Annotated in this window: 17 protein-coding genes and 2 pseudogenes; 4 read left to right on the forward strand and 15 right to left on the reverse strand. The window is 67.0% G+C overall.

What is annotated here, in order from left to right:
• The 10 genes and pseudogenes from A5659_RS11775 to A5659_RS11820 form a co-directional block, all read right to left on the reverse strand.
• Positions 1-343, reverse strand: a pseudogene (locus A5659_RS11775) (type VII secretion-associated serine protease); the annotation flags it as partial.
• Complete coding sequence (eccD, locus tag A5659_RS11780; protein WP_082976031.1) at positions 328-1,857, reverse strand: type VII secretion integral membrane protein EccD; 1,530 nt, start codon at positions 1,855-1,857, stop codon at positions 328-330. The gene eccD and the pseudogene A5659_RS11775, both read right to left, overlap by 16 nt.
• Positions 1,854-2,879, reverse strand: coding sequence for a MinD/ParA family protein (locus A5659_RS11785; RefSeq protein WP_156749105.1), 1,026 nt, complete (start codon positions 2,877-2,879; stop codon positions 1,854-1,856). Before A5659_RS11785 ends, eccD begins: the two co-directional genes overlap by 4 nt.
• A 128-nt stretch (positions 2,880-3,007) precedes the next feature.
• Positions 3,008-3,838: an ESX secretion-associated protein EspG gene (locus A5659_RS11790; RefSeq protein ID WP_066870103.1), complete on the reverse strand. Its 831-nt coding sequence runs from the start codon at positions 3,836-3,838 to the stop codon at positions 3,008-3,010.
• 117 nt (positions 3,839-3,955) lie between these two features.
• On the reverse strand, positions 3,956-4,243 hold the full coding sequence (locus A5659_RS11795; protein WP_007771836.1) for a WXG100 family type VII secretion target: 288 nt from the start codon (positions 4,241-4,243) through the stop codon (positions 3,956-3,958).
• A 51-nt stretch (positions 4,244-4,294) separates the two neighbouring features.
• Positions 4,295-4,609 (reverse strand): WXG100 family type VII secretion target, encoded by a 315-nt coding sequence (locus tag A5659_RS11800; RefSeq protein ID WP_040630553.1) that lies wholly within the window; start codon positions 4,607-4,609, stop codon positions 4,295-4,297.
• Positions 4,610-4,711: 102 nt separating this feature from the next.
• Positions 4,712-5,893 carry a PPE family protein gene (locus A5659_RS11805; RefSeq protein ID WP_066870100.1) on the reverse strand — a complete coding sequence of 394 codons (1,182 nt, stop codon included), beginning with the start codon at positions 5,891-5,893 and terminating at the stop codon, positions 4,712-4,714.
• 30 nt (positions 5,894-5,923) lie between these two features.
• Complete coding sequence (locus tag A5659_RS11810) at positions 5,924-6,229, reverse strand: PE domain-containing protein (RefSeq protein WP_066870097.1); 306 nt, start codon at positions 6,227-6,229, stop codon at positions 5,924-5,926.
• A gap of 249 nt (positions 6,230-6,478) precedes the next feature.
• Complete coding sequence (locus A5659_RS11815; protein ID WP_067181203.1) at positions 6,479-6,877, reverse strand: VOC family protein; 399 nt, start codon at positions 6,875-6,877, stop codon at positions 6,479-6,481.
• 65 nt (positions 6,878-6,942) lie between these two features.
• Positions 6,943-8,271: a HAMP domain-containing sensor histidine kinase gene (locus tag A5659_RS11820; RefSeq protein ID WP_066870089.1), complete on the reverse strand. Its 1,329-nt coding sequence runs from the start codon at positions 8,269-8,271 to the stop codon at positions 6,943-6,945.
• A gap of 225 nt (positions 8,272-8,496) precedes the next feature.
• On the opposite strand from A5659_RS11820, the gene A5659_RS11825 reads away from it, so the two are divergent.
• From A5659_RS11825 to A5659_RS11840, 4 genes and pseudogenes are all read left to right on the forward strand, one after another.
• Positions 8,497-9,138 (forward strand): TetR/AcrR family transcriptional regulator, encoded by a 642-nt coding sequence (locus tag A5659_RS11825; RefSeq protein ID WP_066870086.1) that lies wholly within the window; start codon positions 8,497-8,499, stop codon positions 9,136-9,138.
• A complete protein-coding gene (locus A5659_RS11830) occupies positions 9,135-10,346 on the forward strand; it encodes an acyl-CoA dehydrogenase family protein (protein ID WP_066870083.1) in 1,212 nt (403 codons plus the stop codon). Before A5659_RS11825 ends, A5659_RS11830 begins: the two co-directional genes overlap by 4 nt.
• Before the next feature lie 61 nt (positions 10,347-10,407).
• Positions 10,408-10,827, forward strand: a complete 420-nt coding sequence (locus tag A5659_RS11835; RefSeq protein ID WP_067022392.1) for a hypothetical protein — start codon at positions 10,408-10,410, stop codon at positions 10,825-10,827.
• 30 nt (positions 10,828-10,857) lie between these two features.
• Positions 10,858-12,074, forward strand: a pseudogene (locus A5659_RS11840) (GNAT family N-acetyltransferase).
• 4 nt (positions 12,075-12,078) lie between these two features.
• Here A5659_RS11840 and A5659_RS11845 read toward each other — a convergent pair.
• From A5659_RS11845 to A5659_RS11865, 5 genes are all read right to left on the reverse strand, one after another.
• Positions 12,079-13,077: an alpha/beta fold hydrolase gene (locus tag A5659_RS11845; protein WP_082976032.1), complete on the reverse strand. Its 999-nt coding sequence runs from the start codon at positions 13,075-13,077 to the stop codon at positions 12,079-12,081.
• Between the two features lie 231 nt (positions 13,078-13,308).
• A complete protein-coding gene (locus A5659_RS11850) occupies positions 13,309-14,010 on the reverse strand; it encodes an ABC transporter permease (RefSeq protein ID WP_066870120.1) in 702 nt (233 codons plus the stop codon).
• 71 nt (positions 14,011-14,081) lie between these two features.
• Entirely contained in the window at positions 14,082-15,050 is a 969-nt protein-coding gene (locus A5659_RS11855; RefSeq protein ID WP_067181209.1) for an aliphatic sulfonate ABC transporter substrate-binding protein, read from the reverse strand.
• A complete protein-coding gene (locus A5659_RS11860) occupies positions 15,047-15,832 on the reverse strand; it encodes an ABC transporter ATP-binding protein (RefSeq protein ID WP_082976033.1) in 786 nt (261 codons plus the stop codon). The genes A5659_RS11855 and A5659_RS11860 overlap by 4 nt, the downstream gene beginning before the upstream one ends.
• A 95-nt stretch (positions 15,833-15,927) precedes the next feature.
• The coding region (locus A5659_RS11865) for an ABC transporter substrate-binding protein (protein WP_197497984.1) at positions 15,928-16,985 on the reverse strand (1,058 nt) is incomplete at its 5' end.

The raw sequence follows: 16,985 nt of genomic DNA on the forward strand, positions 1-16,985 counted from the left end.
CGCCGCCGGGGACCGCCGGCAGCCGCGGGTTGGGGGTGACGCCGGTGTCGATGACGGCCACGGGCACCCCGTTGCCGGTGCTGTACTGCCAAGCCTTTGTGATGTTGAGCAGGTTGAAGCCCGGGGCCAGCTGCGCCACGTCGGGGTTGCGCACGGTGATCGGGGTCGAGCAGCTGTTGGCACGGCGCATCGGCTGATCGGATCGCGGGGGACCGTCCGGCGGCACCATACCCGGATCCACCGGTGGTGGTGTAATGGCAAGCGCGACAGGGGTATTGGATGATAATGCGACCAATGTGACAGCGGCGGCCACCGCCGCGGCCCTTCTCAGTGGCGAATCCACGTGAAGAGCCCTCCCAAGGCCGCCGCCGCCGGCAGCAAAACGATGAACGCGAGCACTTCCACCCACTCGACGGTCAACCGGATGAATGGCCTAAACCGCATCGCCGGCACCAAAAGCGCTGCGGCCAAACCCAATGCGGCGAAGGTCGCCACCGCCACCGCCGGCCACATCAACCCGGCCATCACGTCGTGCGGCGCGGCGACGGCATACTTGACCACGCCCGCGCACACCGCCGCGGACGCCCCGCACACCAGGGCGATGGCCTGATACTTGGCGGCGAACCCGCGACCCTGGGTCAGGAAGATGCCGGCCACCAGCCCGGCCACCACCAACGCCAACCACGCCCACGGGCGCCCCGGCGCCAGCACGCCCCACACCGCGGCGGGCAGCACTATCGACACGCCGACGCACAGTCCCACCTGGACCGCGTTGACCAGCCGCGCCGAGGCGGCGATCGCGGCGCCGCGCGCGCTGATGTCGGTCAATTCATTGTCCTCGTCTTCGGATTCGTCCTCGCTGACCGGGGACACGGTGTCGACGGGCATCCCCTCGCGCCGCGCGAACAGGTCCCGCCCGGTGATCGATCCGAAATGCGGCGGCCGGACCCGGGCGACCCACAGCGCGATCAGGGGAGCCATCCGGACCAGCACAAGCAGTCCGACCAAGACGCAGACCGCCAGCACCTGAGCCGAGGCCGGCCGGAACATCCGGACGGCGGCGACGGCGGTCAGCACCCCGAAGACCGTCACCACCGCGGTGACCACCGCGGTCTGCCAGCGGTTCCGCGCCGTCACCCCGATGGCGATGGCGCCCAGGATCACGATGACGGCGCCGATCAGCCCGTGCGCCGCGCCGAGCCGCCCCGGCGGCGCGCAGCCCCCGGCCGTGGCCAGCGACAGGACCGCCAGCCACGCGAAGCCGCTGAAGAGGTCGCGCCGCTCCCGCCACCCGCTGCGCACCACCAGCGTGGCCACCAGCAGCAGGACACCGACGGCGCCGGCGACCGCGGCCGGGACGGGGCCGTCGGTGAATGTCCGGGCGCGCAGCGTCAGGGCCACCACGACCCCGACCGCCATGGCGATCACCGCGACCGCGGTGTGGGCGGCGGTCAGCGGCGTCACCGGCGCGAACATCCGATCGCCGCCGTCGCGGCCCAGCCACTTGCCCATGGCCGCCAATCCCGTGGACAGCGACTCGTACTGCGGTTCGAACGACTCGCCGTCCACCCTGGGCACCAGCACCAGGGTGTCGCCGTCCTGGACGCCCAGCTCGTCGAGGCTTTTGTTGATGTCGAGCCGGACGCCGTTGATCTTGTGCAGTTCGTAGCTGCCCGCCGGCAATGCGATGCCGTCAAAGCCTTTGCGCTTCAGGTCGGCGTCGAACAGCTCGACCATTCCCTCGAAGAATCCCTCCATCGGAATTCCGGCGGGAAACACCTGGGAACACAGATGCTTTTCGTAAGAAATGTTGACCGCACAACGCGCCGGGAAAGCGACCTTATGCGGCGCTGTCACAGCACCGACCGCTCGGCGTCAGGAATGTATTTGTCCGCCAGCCCGGCGGTGATTTCGAAGAGACGCAATCGCGTTTTCTTCTTGAGCTCGTGAACGGTATCGATGATGCCACCTTTGGCGAGGTGGGGATCAAACGGCAGCACTTCGACCGTCGCGCCGACCTTGGTGAAACGCTCGGTCAAGTACGCCAACGCGTCCTTGTCGGTGATCTGGTCGGTGTGGTTCACAATTACGGTGCTGCGCGAAACCAACTCGTGGTAGCCCTGCGACCGCAGGTAGTCCACCGCCCGCAGCACCGGGCGTGACCGGTCCGCGGTGATGCCGGAGACGAACACGAGCGTGTCGGTGTTCTCCAATACCGGCTTCATCACCTCGTGTTCGAGGTCAGGGGAGGTGTCGACGATCATCACGGTGTGGGTGCGTCGCAGGCGCGACAGCACCCCGGAGAACATCGCGGGCACCAGCGGCCTGGGCTGGTCGGAGGTCCGGTTGCCGGCCAGGACGTCAAGCCCAATGACGTTCTGGCCCAGATGTTCTCGGATATCCGCGTAACCCTGGACATCGGTGTCGTTGATGATCGCGGTGTAATCGCCGGGCGGGGATTCGTCGATGCGGTCGGCCAGCGTTCCGAAGCCCGGGACGGCGTCGATCGCAATCACGTTCTGCGGCCGGCATTCCCGGAACACACCCCCGAGGCAGGCGACGAGCGTGGTGACGCCCACGCCGCCCTTGCCGGAGACGACCGTGATGACGTATTGCCGTCGAATATGCCGCCGGATGCGATTCTGCAAATCCCGGTAGTGCCGTTCCCGGGGGGACTCGCCGGGATTTATTTTATGAAAAGAGATGGTGTAAATGAATTTCCGCCAGCCCGACCCTGGTGGAATTTTCCGCGGCGCGGCCAGATCGGTAATACGCATGGTGTCCGATACCGAATCCGGGAAGTTGCTGGCCCCTGACGGATCCCCCCGTCTGAGCGCTCCTTCGTCCGACATATTCGGGTCATTCCAAGGGCTCGTCACGACGAGATGCTAACACGGTTGGCGATACCGCGTTTACTCGTTCAGAAACCTTTCAAGCACGACAGACGTTGCTATTCCAAGGCTTTGGTTATCTAAGTTACTTTCGGCAGTTCGCTTGCGGCGCACCGTCACACCACTCGTCGATACGAGTGCCACTCGTCGCCCGCGGGCAATCGGCGGATGAGCCGTTGAATCGCGCCGCCGATGTCGGTGCGCGACCCGGGCGAAAGAATCTGGTACTGACGCTGCCCCGAGGTCACGCTCTCGATGCAGATCCGGCCGGCGGGAGTGTCGACGATGGACACCGTCGCATCCCCGACGGCGATCCGTGCCAATTCGTCGGGCCCCACCCCGGCCTGCAGGCCGACGATGTTGGCGTGCGCGGACCGCGCGGGATCGGCGGCCGTCAGCACCATCTGCAACTGGTCGGCGTCGAGGCGTTGTTCGAGCAGGAACGATCGCAGGCTGGCGGTGTCGCGCACCGAGCTCAGTAGCTGCTCGGTGTCCAGGGTGACCGGGCGCAGCGGCGCCGCCTCGGCCACGCCGCACAGCCGCTCGATTTGACCCACCACCAGGTCCCTGGCCGATGCCTCGTTGTTGGCCGTGCCGGCGGGATACAACCGCACCATGTCGGCGTGCCGTTCCAGGACCACCCACCACGTCGCGAAACGGCAGATCGATGCCCGCGTCGGCTCGCGGCCTGGGACCCCGATCATTACCAGCAGCCCCAGGTCGCGCCGCAGCAGGACCGTCAGCCACTCCCGGATCATCGGGTCGACCTCGCCGGCCTCATCGAGCGCGCCGGCGGCCATCAGCTCCGCGGCCGCGGGGTGGCTGCGGGCGCGCTCGGGGGTGTCCAGACGCGGCAACATGGGCCGCAGGCCCAGCTCAGGGCAGGTTTGCTCCACCCCGGTGATCGCCTGCAAGACCCATAAGCCGTCGACCGTCGTGGTCAGCATGTCGCCTTACCTCACTCAGTGGGACGCCCGACCGGTGGATAAGAGACCCAAAAGGTGGGGCACATACGCCCGGCGCATCTGCCCCACCCTTGTTTGTCTCTGTGTGGTTGTGCGGACTCAGAACAGCCCGGCGATGTGCTGGTCGGTGCTGAGCGCGTTGTCCAGCACGTGGGAGGTCGTCACCCCGTGCTGGCGGATGGTGTCGATGAGCCCCTGCAGCCCGGACAGCATCTGGGCCTGGGCCTCGAAGAAGCCCGATGCGCCGTGGCCGGCGAAGAATTCCTGCAGGGCGTGCGTGCGGTTGGAGGTGTCGTCGAAAATCGACTGCAACTGGCCGGCGCGGGAGGCGACGTCGGTGGCGAAGTCGGCTACGGCTCCCGGGTTATAAGTGATCGGGTCGGACATGGTGGATTTCCTTTCAAAAGACCATTAATGAAATGACGAATGACTGGGTGATCAGGAGCCGTGGCCGCCGAATAGCGCGCTAAAGGCGTGCGAGGAATCCGCCTCGTGGCCTTCCATCAGCGCCGCCGCCTTCGTCAGGCCCTCGGCCAGACGCGTGCCGCCGGTCAAGACTTTATTCAAGTCGTTTTGAACCTCGATGGCCGTCGCATGCGACGCCGTCACAGCAGAGCCAGACCAGGTGGATGGGTTCATCACGTTTTCTTGATTGGCGACGTATCCCTGGCCAATCCCGATCGCGTGCTCCATGTTGGCTTGGATAGCGTTGGAAGCATCGCGAAGCATTTGCGGTGTCACTTTGATTGTCACGGAATTCTCCTTCTCCGGTGGGCCGCCCCCCGTGAGGGCATGAAGCGAAGTGTATGGCGGCTATTTGGACCTGTCGATTCACCTTTCACCAGGGGGTTGGCTTCACACTCGAGCGTCGACGACCCGCACGGTCGCGGGCTGGTCGGCCTTGTCACGGGAGCCGCGGTCGCCTCCCGCCCCGTGCCCCACGGGCATACCGCCCATCGGAGCACCACCCATCGTCGTGGTCTGCGGTCGCAGGGCCTCGGCGCCTAGCGCCCCGGCCGGTCGCAGCCCCACCGGCCGGCCACCGGTGGCGGGCTCGAAGGCGCTGACCGGACGGGTGAAACTCGTTGCGGGCACGCCCGCACCGCCCACGGATGCGCCCCCGCCGACGCCGGCCTCCGCCGCGGAGAGCCCGGTGGTGGCCGAGACCGTCGAGACGGCCGGGGTCGCCCCGCCCATGCCCAGGGCACCCGGATTGGAGAACATGCCCATCAGCGGCTGCATCATCTGCATCGGCGCCTGCATCATCTGCATGGGGGCCTGCATCACCTGCGGGACCGCTCCCATCAGCTGCTGCGCCGGCTGCATCAACGAGGTGGCCTGACTCATGAAGTCCTGGCCACCCGAGGCCGCCCGGCCGGCTCCCTGCGTGCCGGTCTGCGCGCTCTGCATGGCGGCGCGCATGCCGTCACCGGCCCCTTGTTCCGCCGCGGACTCGCCGATCGCCGCGGCGGCCTGCGCGGGCGCGGCCGGTGATGCGCCCATGGTGGCCACCGGCGGCGGAATGGTCAGGCTTTGCGACAGGGCCGTCAGGATCGTTCCGTAGCTGGCTCCGACGGCGGAGTTGTTCGGCCACATCGACCCGAAATATTCGAGCTCCAGCGACGTGATGCGCGGGGTCAGTGCGCCAAGCACCAGCGGGTTGATGCCGTAGTCGGTCGCGGTCTCGGTGCGGTTCTCGATGCACTCGGGCGCGGGACGCATTGATCCATAAGCCATTTGATATGCCGAGACCGCGGTCGAGACCACCGCCGGTTTGACGTCGACCCAGCCGGCCAGCCCGTGCAGTGACGCGTTCAGTGCGGTCGCGTTTGCCGCCGAGGCCAACGAACCCGAGCCCGTCCAGCTCGCCGACGTCGCGACGGTGTTGATCGTCGACGCGATGCTGGAGCCGTGATGGGTGGCCGCCAAGGCGGTCCAGGCGGCCTGGTTGGCCAGGTGAGTGATGACGCCGGCCCCCGCCTTGAGCAGCAGGTCGTTCTCCTCAGGCGTACGCGCAGCCCACCCCGGATCGGCCATGCGTACTTCCCCCTTTTACGTCGCTGGGCCCTAGGCCCCGATTGCCATCGTCAAGCTGCGCATGAGCTCCGTGACGACATATGTGCTCGAGGCGATGCTCTGCGCGCCGGCGAACAGGCCGCGCTGGGCGGCGTGCTCGGACACTACGCCCAGATAGCTACCGCCGCAGGCGTTGAGCGCCGCGGCGAACATGGCCGAATCGGGGTCCCCACCCATGGGCAGCACCCCCAGCAGGACGGGCGCCGCCGCCGAGGCGGCCGCCTCGGTCTCCGCGCTGATTGCCGTCTCGGTGCTCGAGGACGCCAGAACCGTTTCTGGCCCGACTGACACAACCATGATTTCCCTCCGAACGCTCAACCCAAATCCACGTACTTGGGGCCTTAGTGTAGTGCGGTTTCGTTGATCTTGTATTCACTGCGACTATGGCCGGACTCAAGGCCCGGAATTCCGTTAAGCAACACCAGTCCCAAGCGTGAAATCACTGGATTCCCAGACGGAGTCGTCAATAAACCTCAGTCGCCACTCAAGACTCGGCAGCCACAAATGCACCTCCGCCACCTTCTGTGCATTGCGATGCCGCTTTATTTAATCACGGTCGTGATGGCACACCGCTTCGAGTTTGATGCCGAATGGGTCATACCAGAACGTGGCGTAATAATGGCCGGGATATTGCGGGAAATGGCCCGGCGGATGAATGACCGTACCGCCGATTCGAACGACATGATCGTGCACGGCTCGCACCGACGACCGGTGCCGCACAATGAATGCCAGGTGTTGCAGCCCCGCTTGCTGCGCTGAGTACTCGTGCGACTCGAGCGCTGGATAGAAGAACAGGAAAGTGCCCGGCTTGTTCTGGGCGGGCCGATAAGAAAACTCGTCGTCGGCATGAAAGAACGGCTCAAAACCGACAAGGGGCATCAGCGCGTCGTAGTACCGTTTCGCGGCTGACAGATCGGGCACGTTGATGCCGAGGTGGCCGAGCATGCCTCATTGTGCGATATCGACGGCGCGGTGCACGCGGGGGCGGGGCCGGCCAAAGCGATCCGCCGCTAGGCCGGTCCGCGCCCGTCACCGGCCAACCGCAACAGCAGCCGGGTGCCACCGAGCGGACTCGTCTGCAATGCCGCTGTGCCACCGTGCAATTCGGCCTGCTGAGCGACCAGCGCCAAGCCCAGCCCCGAGCCCGACCGCGAGGCCGTCGAGCCCCGGGCGAACCGCTCGAAGACCGTGGCACGTTCGGATTCCGGCACCCCGGTGCCGTCGTCGTCGATCGCGATCTCCACGCCCTCCCCGGAACTGCCGACGGTCAGCAGAATCTTGCCGGCGTTGCCGTGTTTGACGGCGTTGGCGATGGCGTTGTCGATCACCAGCCGCAGCCCGGTGGGCAGCCCGATCATCAGCACCGTCGGCGACGGCACGAGCGAGACCTCCACATCGGGATAGACGCGCAGGGCGTCGTGGGCGGCGCGATCGAGCAGCTCGGTGATGTCGAACGGGACGAAGTCGTCGACGGTCGTCAGCTCGCCCTGGGCCAGCCGCTCCAGCGCGGTCAGGGTGGCCTCGATGCGGCTCTGGGTGCGGATGACGTCACCGATCACCTCGTGACGCTGCTCGGGTGGCAGGTCCAGCGTCGAGAGCACCTCGAGGTTGGTGCGCATGGCGGTCAACGGCGTGCGCAACTCGTGGGAGGCGACCGCGGCGAAGTCGCGGGCCGATTCCAGCGCGGCCTTGGTGCGCTGCTGCTCCTTGCCGATGCGGGCCAGCATTCCCTCGACCGCCTCGGCGATCTCCACGGCCTCGCGCACGCCGCGAACCTGTACCTCGTCCGGACTGGACTGGGCGTTGATCGCGCGGGCCTGCTGGGCCAACAGCAGGAATGGGTTGACCATGATCAACGAGATCACCCAGCCCACCACGACGGTGCCGCCGATGACGCTGGCGCAGATCAGCAACACCCGCAGGTGCAGTTCGTTGATCCGATGCTGGGCTTCGGCCAGCGGCGCGGCCAGCGCTATCGAGGCGGGGCCCGCGGTGAAGGTGCGGACCCGGTACTGCACCCCGTTGATCGTGGTGTTGGCATAGCCGTCGGGAAGCTGGGGCAACACGATGCTGCTGGGGACCGAGACGGTCACGCCGCCGATACGCGCGGTGCGCACCAGGTTGCCGTCGGGCGCCGGCCGGTCCGGACTCGCGTGCTCGGCGTTGTTGAGCAGGCTGCTGATGTCACCCAGGCTGCTGACCGAATCGAGCCGACGATCGAGCTGGCTGTACTGATCGTTGGTCACGCCCACCCACACCCAGGTGCCCAGCAGGACCACGAGCGTCATCACCGATATGGCGGCGACGATGACGATGGTGCGCAGCGACAGCACCCGCATCGGCAGCTGTACACGCGGTAGGACGCGAATGTCAGGCTCCTTCGGTGGGTTCGCCAATCCTTTCGACAAACCTTGAGTACAACCCTCACAGCAGTACCGGTTCGGCGCGATCAAGCGCAGTGGCGTTTCGCGAGAATTTAACGCTAACCGCATCGCGCGCTCCCTCGTCACGTGCCAAAACCGGACCGATTTTGCCCTCCCAGGGTGAGTGAGTACTCTCTCACCATGCTCGCGTCCGGACGTGACCGGCTGCTGTCCGCGGCCCTGCGGCTTTTTGCCGCCAAGGGCTATGCGGCGACGTCGGTGGCCGACATTCAGCGGGAATCCGGCCTGGCGCCGGGCTCCGGGGCCCTCTACAAGCACTTCGGCTCCAAGCGCGAACTCCTCGAGGCCGCGGTCGCGCACCGGATCGACAGCATCGTGGCCGCGCGCGAGCAATACGACGCGGGGCAACCGGGCAGCGTCGAGCGGGCGGTGCGCATCGCCGGCCAGCTCATCTGGAGCAATCTCAAGCAGAGCGAGGACCTGCTCAAGGTCATGCTGCGCGAGCCCGACGAGCTCGGCGATCTGGATGAGAAGACGTGGCAGGTGATCACCGACAACGCCTACCAACGCTTCGCCGACGAGCTGGCCGCGTCGAATCGGTCCGGCCGCACCAGCATTCCCGACCCCGAAGCGGCCGCGGCCGTCGCCATCGGCTCGCTGTCCTACGCGGCGACGCTGCAAGCGCTGACCGGTCGCCTGCCGGGCAACACCGACGAAGAACGCTACTTCGAGGCGTGGGTCAACCAAACGGTCAGCGTCCTCGCCCAGTACACAAACCCCCGAAAACCCTTGAACACCAATGATTCAGGAGCACAGCTGTGACATTCTCCATGCAACTGTCCGACGACGTGATCGAAGTGCGCGACTGGGTGCACAAGTTCGCGGCCGACATCATCCGTCCGGCCGCGGCCGAATGGGACGAACGGGAGGAAACGCCGTGGCCGGTGATTCAGGAGGCCGCGAAGGTGGGGCTCTACTCCCCCGACTTCTTCGCGCAGCAGGCCGCCGAAGAGACCGGGCTGGGGATGCTGACCGCGTTCGAGGAGATGTTCTGGGGTGACGCCGGCATTGCGCTGTCCATCATGGGCACCGGGCTGGCCGCGGCGGCGCTGGCCGGCAACGGCACCCCCGAGCAGCTGGGCCGCTGGCTGCCCGAGATGTTCGGCACCGCGGACGAACCCAAGCTGGGAGCCTTCTGCTCGTCGGAGCCCGACGCGGGGTCCGACGTCGGCGGCATCCGCACCCGGGCGCGCTACGACGAGGCGGCCAATGAGTGGGTGCTCAACGGCACCAAGACCTGGGCCACCAACGGTGGCATCGCCAACGTGCACATCGTGGTGGCCTCGGTCTATCCCGAGCTCGGCACCCGCGGCCAGGCCAGCTTCGTAATCGGTCCGGACACCAAAGGTTTGGCGCAAGGCCAGAAGTTCAAAAAGCACGGGATCCGCGCATCGCACACCGCCGAGGTGGTCCTGGACAACGTCCGCCTGCCCGAGGACGCCATCCTGGGCGGCCGGGAGAAATTCGAGGCCCGGATCGCCCGGGTCAAGTCGGGTGCCTCCACGGGTGGCCAGGCGGCGATGAAGACCTTCGAGCGCACCCGGCCCACGGTCGGAGCGATGGCCGTCGGCGTGGCCCGGGCCGCCTACGAGTATGCCCTCGAATACGCCAGTCAGCGCGAGCAATTCGGTCGCAAGATCGGCGAATTCCAGGCCGTGGCGTTCAAGCTCGCGGATATGAAGAGCCGCATCGACGCGGCCCGGCTGCTGGTGTGGCGGGCCGGCTGGATGGCGCGCAACAACCAGAACTTCGACTCGGCCGAGGGTTCGATGGCCAAGCTTGTCGCGAGCGAGGCCGCGGTCTACGTCACCGACGAGGCCATCCAGATCTTGGGCGGCAACGGATACACCCGCGACTACCCGGTGGAGCGGATGCACCGCGACGCGAAGATCTTCACCATCTTCGAAGGCACCAGCGAGATCCAGCGTCTGGTGATCTCGCGTGCGCTGACCGGGTTGCCTATCCGCTAGCGGCCCTGCGGCGCGGCGGCGTCTGATAGCTTCTGCGGCACACCAACCGTTAGGGGCTGACGTGAAGCGTGCGGTCATCGCGGCACTCGGGATCGTCTTGGTTGGCTGCTGTGTCGGCGCGCCCCGGGCGACCGCGGACAACCCCGCGTGCACGGCGTCGACGTGCGCGTTTTTGTCCCCGTCCCGCAACATCAGTTGCGAGATCGACTACCAGCGCGATCCCGGCATCCCCGACGAGGCCTACTGCCAAACGAACGAGCCGCCCGCGTCCGTGCGCCTGTCCACCACCGGCGCGGTGACGAACTGCACGGGCATGTCGTGTCTGGGCAACGCCGGCATCGGCACGCCGGTTCTGGCCTACGACCACACCGCCGGAGTGGGTCCGTTCAGTTGCACCTCCAAGCCCGACGGAGTCACCTGCACGGTGTCCTCGGGCCGCGGCTTCACGATCTCCAACGCCGGGATCGCACCCGTCGGGTGACCTTGTGCGCCATACAGACATGATGACCGAATGAGCACCGAGATCCGGGTTCTCGACACCGAGGACGACCTCGTCGCCGCGGCCAGATTGTTTCGCACCGCGATGGTGGGTCTGCCGCCGCTGTCGAACCTGCCGCCCGGCCAGATCACCAAGCTGCTCGACCCCGGCCGCACCATCGGCGCGTTCGTCGACGGACAACTCGTCGGGACCGCGGACGCCGTGACGAGCACGCTGACCCTTCCCGGCGGGGCCACGGTGAACCACGCCGCCGTGACCCACATCGGCGTGCTGCCGTCCTTCACCCGGCGCGGCATCGCCACCGCATTGGTCGGCCACCAGCTGCACGACGTCGCCGCGCGCGGCGAGGTGGTCGCATCGTTGCGGGCCTCGGAGGCCACCATCTATGGCCGGTACGGCTACGGGGTGGCCAGTTCCTTTCAGAGCGTGGAAATCACGACCGCGCGGGCGGCGTTTCGGCCCGAAGTCGGGTCGGGCGGTCCGGTGCGCCTGCTGGACGCCGCCATGGTCTGGGAACTCCTGCCCCGCATCTATGACACCAATCGACCGTCTCGGCCCGGCACCATCGACCGTCCCGGCGTGTGGTGGGAAAGCGCCCGGCTTCGCACCGAATCGTCTTCGGGGGCCTGGTATGTCGCGGTGCACGGCGACCGGGGCGCCGAATCGGGTTTCGTCCGCTACCGGCCGATCAATACCGAGAATTGGTTCGTCAGCGAGCAGCGCACCGTGGTGGTCGAAGACTTCTTCGCACCCACCGCCGACGCGTATCTCGGGTTGCTGCGTTTCCTGCTAGGCCTGGATCTGGTTGACCGCGTGCTGTTTTGGATGCTTCCCCTCGACGACACGCTGCCCTGGCTGTTCCTCGACCGCCGGGCGGTGAAGGTCACCGCGGTGCACGACGAAACATGGCTGCGGGTCATCGACGCGCAGCGTGCGCTGGCGGCACGCTCCTATGTCGGCGACGGAATCGTGACGATCGCGGTGAATGACCCACTGCTGCCGGATAATTCGGCGAACTTCAGCATCACCGGTGACGGCGCCGAACCGACGACGCGCGGCGCCGACGTCCGCGTCGGGATCGAGGGACTGGGCGCCGCGCTGCTCGGTGGCACAACCTGGCGCAGCCTCGCCGAAGCCGGCCTGGCCCGCGCCGACGATCCGGTGGCGCTGGATGTGCCGATCTGCTGTTCGCGGTCCCCGAGGCACCGCACGCCGGGACGTTCTTCTGACCGGTCAGCTGTTCGGGTCCGACCGCTGCACCGCCAGGCGTACACCGGCCGCGACGACATCGGGCTGGTGAAGCTGGATGAAGTGGTCACTGCCGGTGGCGATCAGGTGCGGGGTCTGGGGCCGCAGCGCGATCAGATCCGCCGAGGCGTCTCGCCACGCCTGTTCCAGCTTCGCGCCCTCCTCGGGTGCCACGGTGCCCGGGATCGCGAACGGCTCGGTCCTTGTCAGCACGACGGTCGGGACCGGCGGGAAAGCCGGGGCCGCGCCGACTTGTTCGACGCTCTTGTCGATGTCGATCTCCTCGAACGTCGGCGAATTCGCGAACTGGGGCAACGGCTGGTCCAACGCTTGGCGATACGTCGGCCAGTCCGGTCCGAGCAGACTCGGTATCTCGATGGGGAACGCGTCGACGAACGCCAGGGCCCGCACCTGAGCCGGGTACGTCTGGGCATACAACCGGATGAACAGCCCGCCGAGCGAGTGACCGACCAGAACGTACGGGCCCGGAAGGTGGGCGGCGGCCAGTAACGCATGCAGATCTTGGACCACGTCCCGCGCGGTGCGCGGCATCGGAACCGGTGAGCTGCGGTCGGTGATGCTGGGCGGATCGGGATAACGCAGCGTGCCGGGCCGGTCGTAGGCGCAGACTCGGTGATCAGCGGCCAGTGCCGTCAATACGGCCGGGCCGGTGGCCGGTGCGGTGGCGTGGGAATTACTCCACGGATCCGACGAGTTGTGATAGCCGGACTCCAAAATTATTGTCGGGCCGCCTTTTCCGCGGCACGTGAGATAGAGGTGGCGCCCATTGCGGATCTCGACCGGGCCCGAGAAATCACCGCCAGATCGGGGTGCGCCGCGCTGCGCCGCGTCGCCGCACCCCGCCAGCGCGATCAGCAACGCGAGGGTCAGCAGGCATCGGCGAACACCCGCAGTGATTCTTCGGACCTCTCGCATCGCACGCATCGCGCTATTGTGCGGGTAAGCCGGCCCCACGTGAAGCATGGCCACCAGGATGCAACGAGCGAACGCGGCCGGCGCACCGGCTTCGAGCCCGGCTACAGCTACGCGCGCATCTACATCGGTCTATTCCCCGCGGGCTCACCTGATGCAGCGGGCGTTTCACTCGCAGGGCATCCTGATCCTCGCCGGAGCACCTCTGATGACGGGTGGGCTCGACAACGCAAGCGCCCGTGCCCTTTTGGGTGTTGCCTTACTGCTCACTGCTGACGCGGACTACCCGCGTCGCCGCACGATCCGGGTCTCCACCGCGCCCAAGGCGCCGTCGGTGAGCTTGCCCAGGCCGGCCAACAGCACGATGGCCAGCAGCATGACGTCGGTACGGCCGGTGTTCTGGCTGTCGATGAGCAGGAACCCGAGTCCCTTCGAGGACGCGATCAGTTCGGCTGCGACCACGAACAGCCACGCGTTGGCCAACCCCAGCCGCAGTCCGTTCACCAGCTCGGGGGCCGCGGCGGGCAGCATCACCGCCGTCAACAGCGAGGCACCGTGGCGCCCGTAGGCTCGCCCGACCTCCAGCAGGTGGGGGTCGATGTGGGCGAGCGCCGATGCCGTCGTCGTATACACCGGAAAGAATGCGCCGATGGCGACCATCAGGATTTTCGGCGTCTCGTCGATGCCAAACCACAAGAGCAGCAATGGCACCCACGCCAAGGACGGCACGGTCCGGAAGGCGGCCAGGGTGGGCGCCAGCAGCCTGCGCACGGTGACCGACAACCCCACCAGTGAGCCCAACGCGAGCGCCACGCCGGCCCCGGCCAGGTAGCCGACGAGCACCCGCGAACCGCTGGCCTCCAGATGGGTCCATAGCTCGCCGTGCCGAAGCAACCCACCGAGTGCGGACACCACGTCGCCGGGGGGCGGCAGCTGGCTGGGAGCGAAGAACCCGGTGACCGCCGTGGCAAGCTGCCAGATCACCAGCAGCAATACCGGAACGATCAGGCCGACCAGCGCCACCGGCAATTTCGCCAGCCGCCCGGCCTTCGGCGTCAGTGCGCCTGCTGGGCGAACTTCGGCTCGAACAGTGTGTTCAGTGCGCTGCGGCCGGCGTCCTCGGATTTGATGTCGCCGTCCGCCACGGCCAGCGGCACCACCCTGGTCAGCACCGCGCGCAGCGAATCGTCCGGCACCGGCGAGATGTCCAACGCCGTTCGGCCCAGCTCCTCTTGCGCCACGCTCAGCGGTACTTTCGCCTGCGAGGCCAGCAGTGCCGCCAGCTCGGCCGGGTGCTTCGTCGCCCACTTGCGGGCCTCCTCGTAGGTATTGACCACCGACTGGACGGAATCGGGATGCGCCGAGACGAAGTCCTCACGCACGTTCAAGACACCGCCGGAGTTGAAATCGGGGTTGCGGTAGATGATGCGGGAACCCTGCTGCTGAATCGTCTCGGCCATGAACGGGTCCAATCCGGACCACGCGTCGACGTCGCCGCGCTCCAGAGCGGTTTTGCCGTCGGCATGCTGCAGGTTGACGATCTCGATGTCGGCGGGCGAAAGCCCCGCCGTGGCAAGCGATTGCAACAGGAAGAAGTACGGGTCGGTCCCCTTCGTGACCGCGACCTTCTTGCCCTTCAGGTCGGCCACGGAGTTGATGGGTGAGTTCTTGGCGACAACGATCGCCGTCCACTCCCCTTTGGCGTACACGTCGACGGTCTTGATCGGTGTGCCGTTGGCCCGCGCCAACAGGGCGGGCGAACCGCCGGTGGAGCCGAAGTCCAGGGCCTTCGACCGTAGCCCCTCGTTGGCCTTATTACTGCCCTGCGACAACACCCAGGTGACGTTATAACCCTGCTTTTCGAGCAGGTGCTGATCGCGGATGACCAGGCTCAGCGGGTTGTAGTAGGCGTAGTCCAGGTGCAGGTCCTTCGCCGTCGCCGTGCCATTGCTCGAACCGCAGGCCGACGCCGCGGCAACTATTGCGGCCGTCATCGCCATCGTCGTCAGATACCGCCGTTTCACGACGTTTTCGCCTCCTCATCGATCGCGCACGACGCGGTTGCACCACTGCGTCGGGGCACGCCGAGTTCGTCCAGTAGCTGATCACGCAGCGCGGTGATGCGCGGGTCGCCGCGGTCGCGTGGTTTGGGAATCGGGATGTCGAATTCCGCGACGATCCCGGCGCCGCCGGTCGCATCGGCGCGCAGGATCAGAACCCGGTCGGCGAGAATCACCGCCTCGTCCACGTCGTGCGTCACCAGCACCGTGGTGGTGCCGGCCTCTTGTTGCACCGTGTCCAGGAGGTCCTGCATGCGCAGGCGGGTCAACGCATCGAGGGCGGCCAGCGGCTCGTCGAGCAGCAGGACGCTGGGGCGCCGGGCCAGTGCCCGGGCCAGGCCAGCGCGTTGCGCCATACCGCCGGACACCTGCCGCGGGTAGTGATCGCGAAACTTGGTCAGGCCGACGACGTCCAGCCAGTGCTGCACTGCGGCAAGGCCTTTCGACCGCCCAGCACCCGGCGTCAGGCCGAACTCGACGTTGGCCGACAGCGACCGCCAGGGCAGCAGGCGGGGTTCCTGGAACACCACGGCGCAGCGCGGGTCGATCCCCCGGACGGATTCGCCGTCGATCTCGATCCGTCCGGCGGTGGGCAGGTCCAGGCCGGCGATCAGTCGCAGCAGCGTCGATTTGCCGCTGCCCGACGCCCCCAGCAAGGCGACGACCTCGCCCGGTTCGATTTCGACGTCGACGTCGTGCAGCACGGTGTGCGTGCCGAACGTGCGGTTGACGCCGCGAAGTGACACACGCGCCGGTGCCGGATTGCTCGTCGTCACCCGGGCAGCCTAGGAACGTCCCCGGCCGGCCGCCAGGTTTGCGTTGATCATGATTCGAATGTGGCCTATTGCGCCCGAACGAATCCCGCGCCGACGGCCGGATTGAGCCCGGCGTCGCGCAGCACCGCGGTGGCGGTATCCGGCTGGACCGCACCGTCGGGCAGCGTGGCCGCCGGTATCGCCTTGATGCGGTAGAGGAAGTCGGTAGCCGTCTTGATCAGGTCGGCGCTCTCACCGGTGGGCGCGAACGGAAGGCGCAGCCGGATGCCCTCGGTGCTGCCGCCTTGGTCGGCGGGCCATTTGCGGTAGAGCGAGTCGCGCAGGTCGGCCGCGGAATAGCCCTCCGTTTGGCTCTGGGCGAGGCGCACGATCTCGTCGGCATTGGCCGGATCGGCGAGGTAACGCTGGGCGTCGAGTTCCGCCTTCAGCCAGCTCTTGGCGATGTCGGGATGCCTGTCGGTGAACTCCTTGTCCATTACCAGGAACCCGCCGTCGTGCTGGCCGGTAAGCGCGCCGCTCGCAACGCGTTTGGCCAGTCCGGCGTTGACCAATTTCGACGGCACCGGCTCCCAGACGATGGCGGCGTCGATGGTGTGGTTCTGAAAGCTCGACGTGATCACCTCGATGCTCTGGTTGAGATAGGCGGCCGGTTTGATGCCCAGGGCATCGAAGCTGGCCTGGGCGATACGGTCGGTGCAGCTGCCCTGTGGCGTGGCGACGGTTTTGCCGTTGAACCAGGCCAGCGCGTCGCGTTGGTTGGCGAAGTTGGGCGCGTCGGGCCGCACCAGGAACACGCCGCATTGGTCTTCTGAAAGCCCCAGTGTGGCAACGATTCGCAAGTCTCGGGTGCTGCGCTTGCTCACCCCGACGATGGACGGCATGTCGCCCACGTAGCCGATCTGCTGTTTGCCGGCCAGCAGCTGGCTCACCACGATCGAGCCCTGCAGGCCGACCTGGAAGTCCACCGTCGAGCCGCTCGGCAGGTATTTCTTCCAGAATTCCTTGCCTCGCATTACAACACCCGACCACGCCTCGGTGTAATACGGCTGGTAGCCGACGGTGAGGTGCACCGCCCCGCCGCCAGAGACGATGTCTTTGCCGCCGATATTGCCGACAGCCGCGC

It is taken from the genome of Mycobacterium sp. 1165196.3 (assembly GCF_001673415.1).
In the GTDB taxonomy this organism is placed as follows: Bacteria; Actinomycetota; Actinomycetes; order Mycobacteriales; family Mycobacteriaceae; genus Mycobacterium; species Mycobacterium europaeum_A.

What these genes read in the sequence shown, in the direction of transcription:
- A5659_RS11790 (WP_066870103.1), bottom strand. Translation starts at nt 3,838, where the DNA reads ATGCTGACCACGACGGTCGACGGCTTATGGGTCTTGCAGGCGATCACC.
- A5659_RS11795 (WP_007771836.1), bottom strand. Translation starts at nt 4,243, where the DNA reads ATGTCCGACCCGATCACTTATAACCCGGGAGCCGTAGCCGACTTCGCC.
- A5659_RS11805 (WP_066870100.1), bottom strand. Translation starts at nt 5,893, where the DNA reads ATGGCCGATCCGGGGTGGGCTGCGCGTACGCCTGAGGAGAACGACCTG.
- A5659_RS11810 (WP_066870097.1), bottom strand. Translation starts at nt 6,229, where the DNA reads ATGGTTGTGTCAGTCGGGCCAGAAACGGTTCTGGCGTCCTCGAGCACC.
- A5659_RS11815 (WP_067181203.1), bottom strand. Translation starts at nt 6,877, where the DNA reads ATGCTCGGCCACCTCGGCATCAACGTGCCCGATCTGTCAGCCGCGAAA.
- A5659_RS11820 (WP_066870089.1), bottom strand. Translation starts at nt 8,271, where the DNA reads ATGCGGGTGCTGTCGCTGCGCACCATCGTCATCGTCGCCGCCATATCG.
- A5659_RS11825 (WP_066870086.1), top strand. Translation starts at nt 8,497, where the DNA reads ATGCTCGCGTCCGGACGTGACCGGCTGCTGTCCGCGGCCCTGCGGCTT.
- A5659_RS11845 (WP_082976032.1), bottom strand. Translation starts at nt 13,077, where the DNA reads ATGCTTCACGTGGGGCCGGCTTACCCGCACAATAGCGCGATGCGTGCG.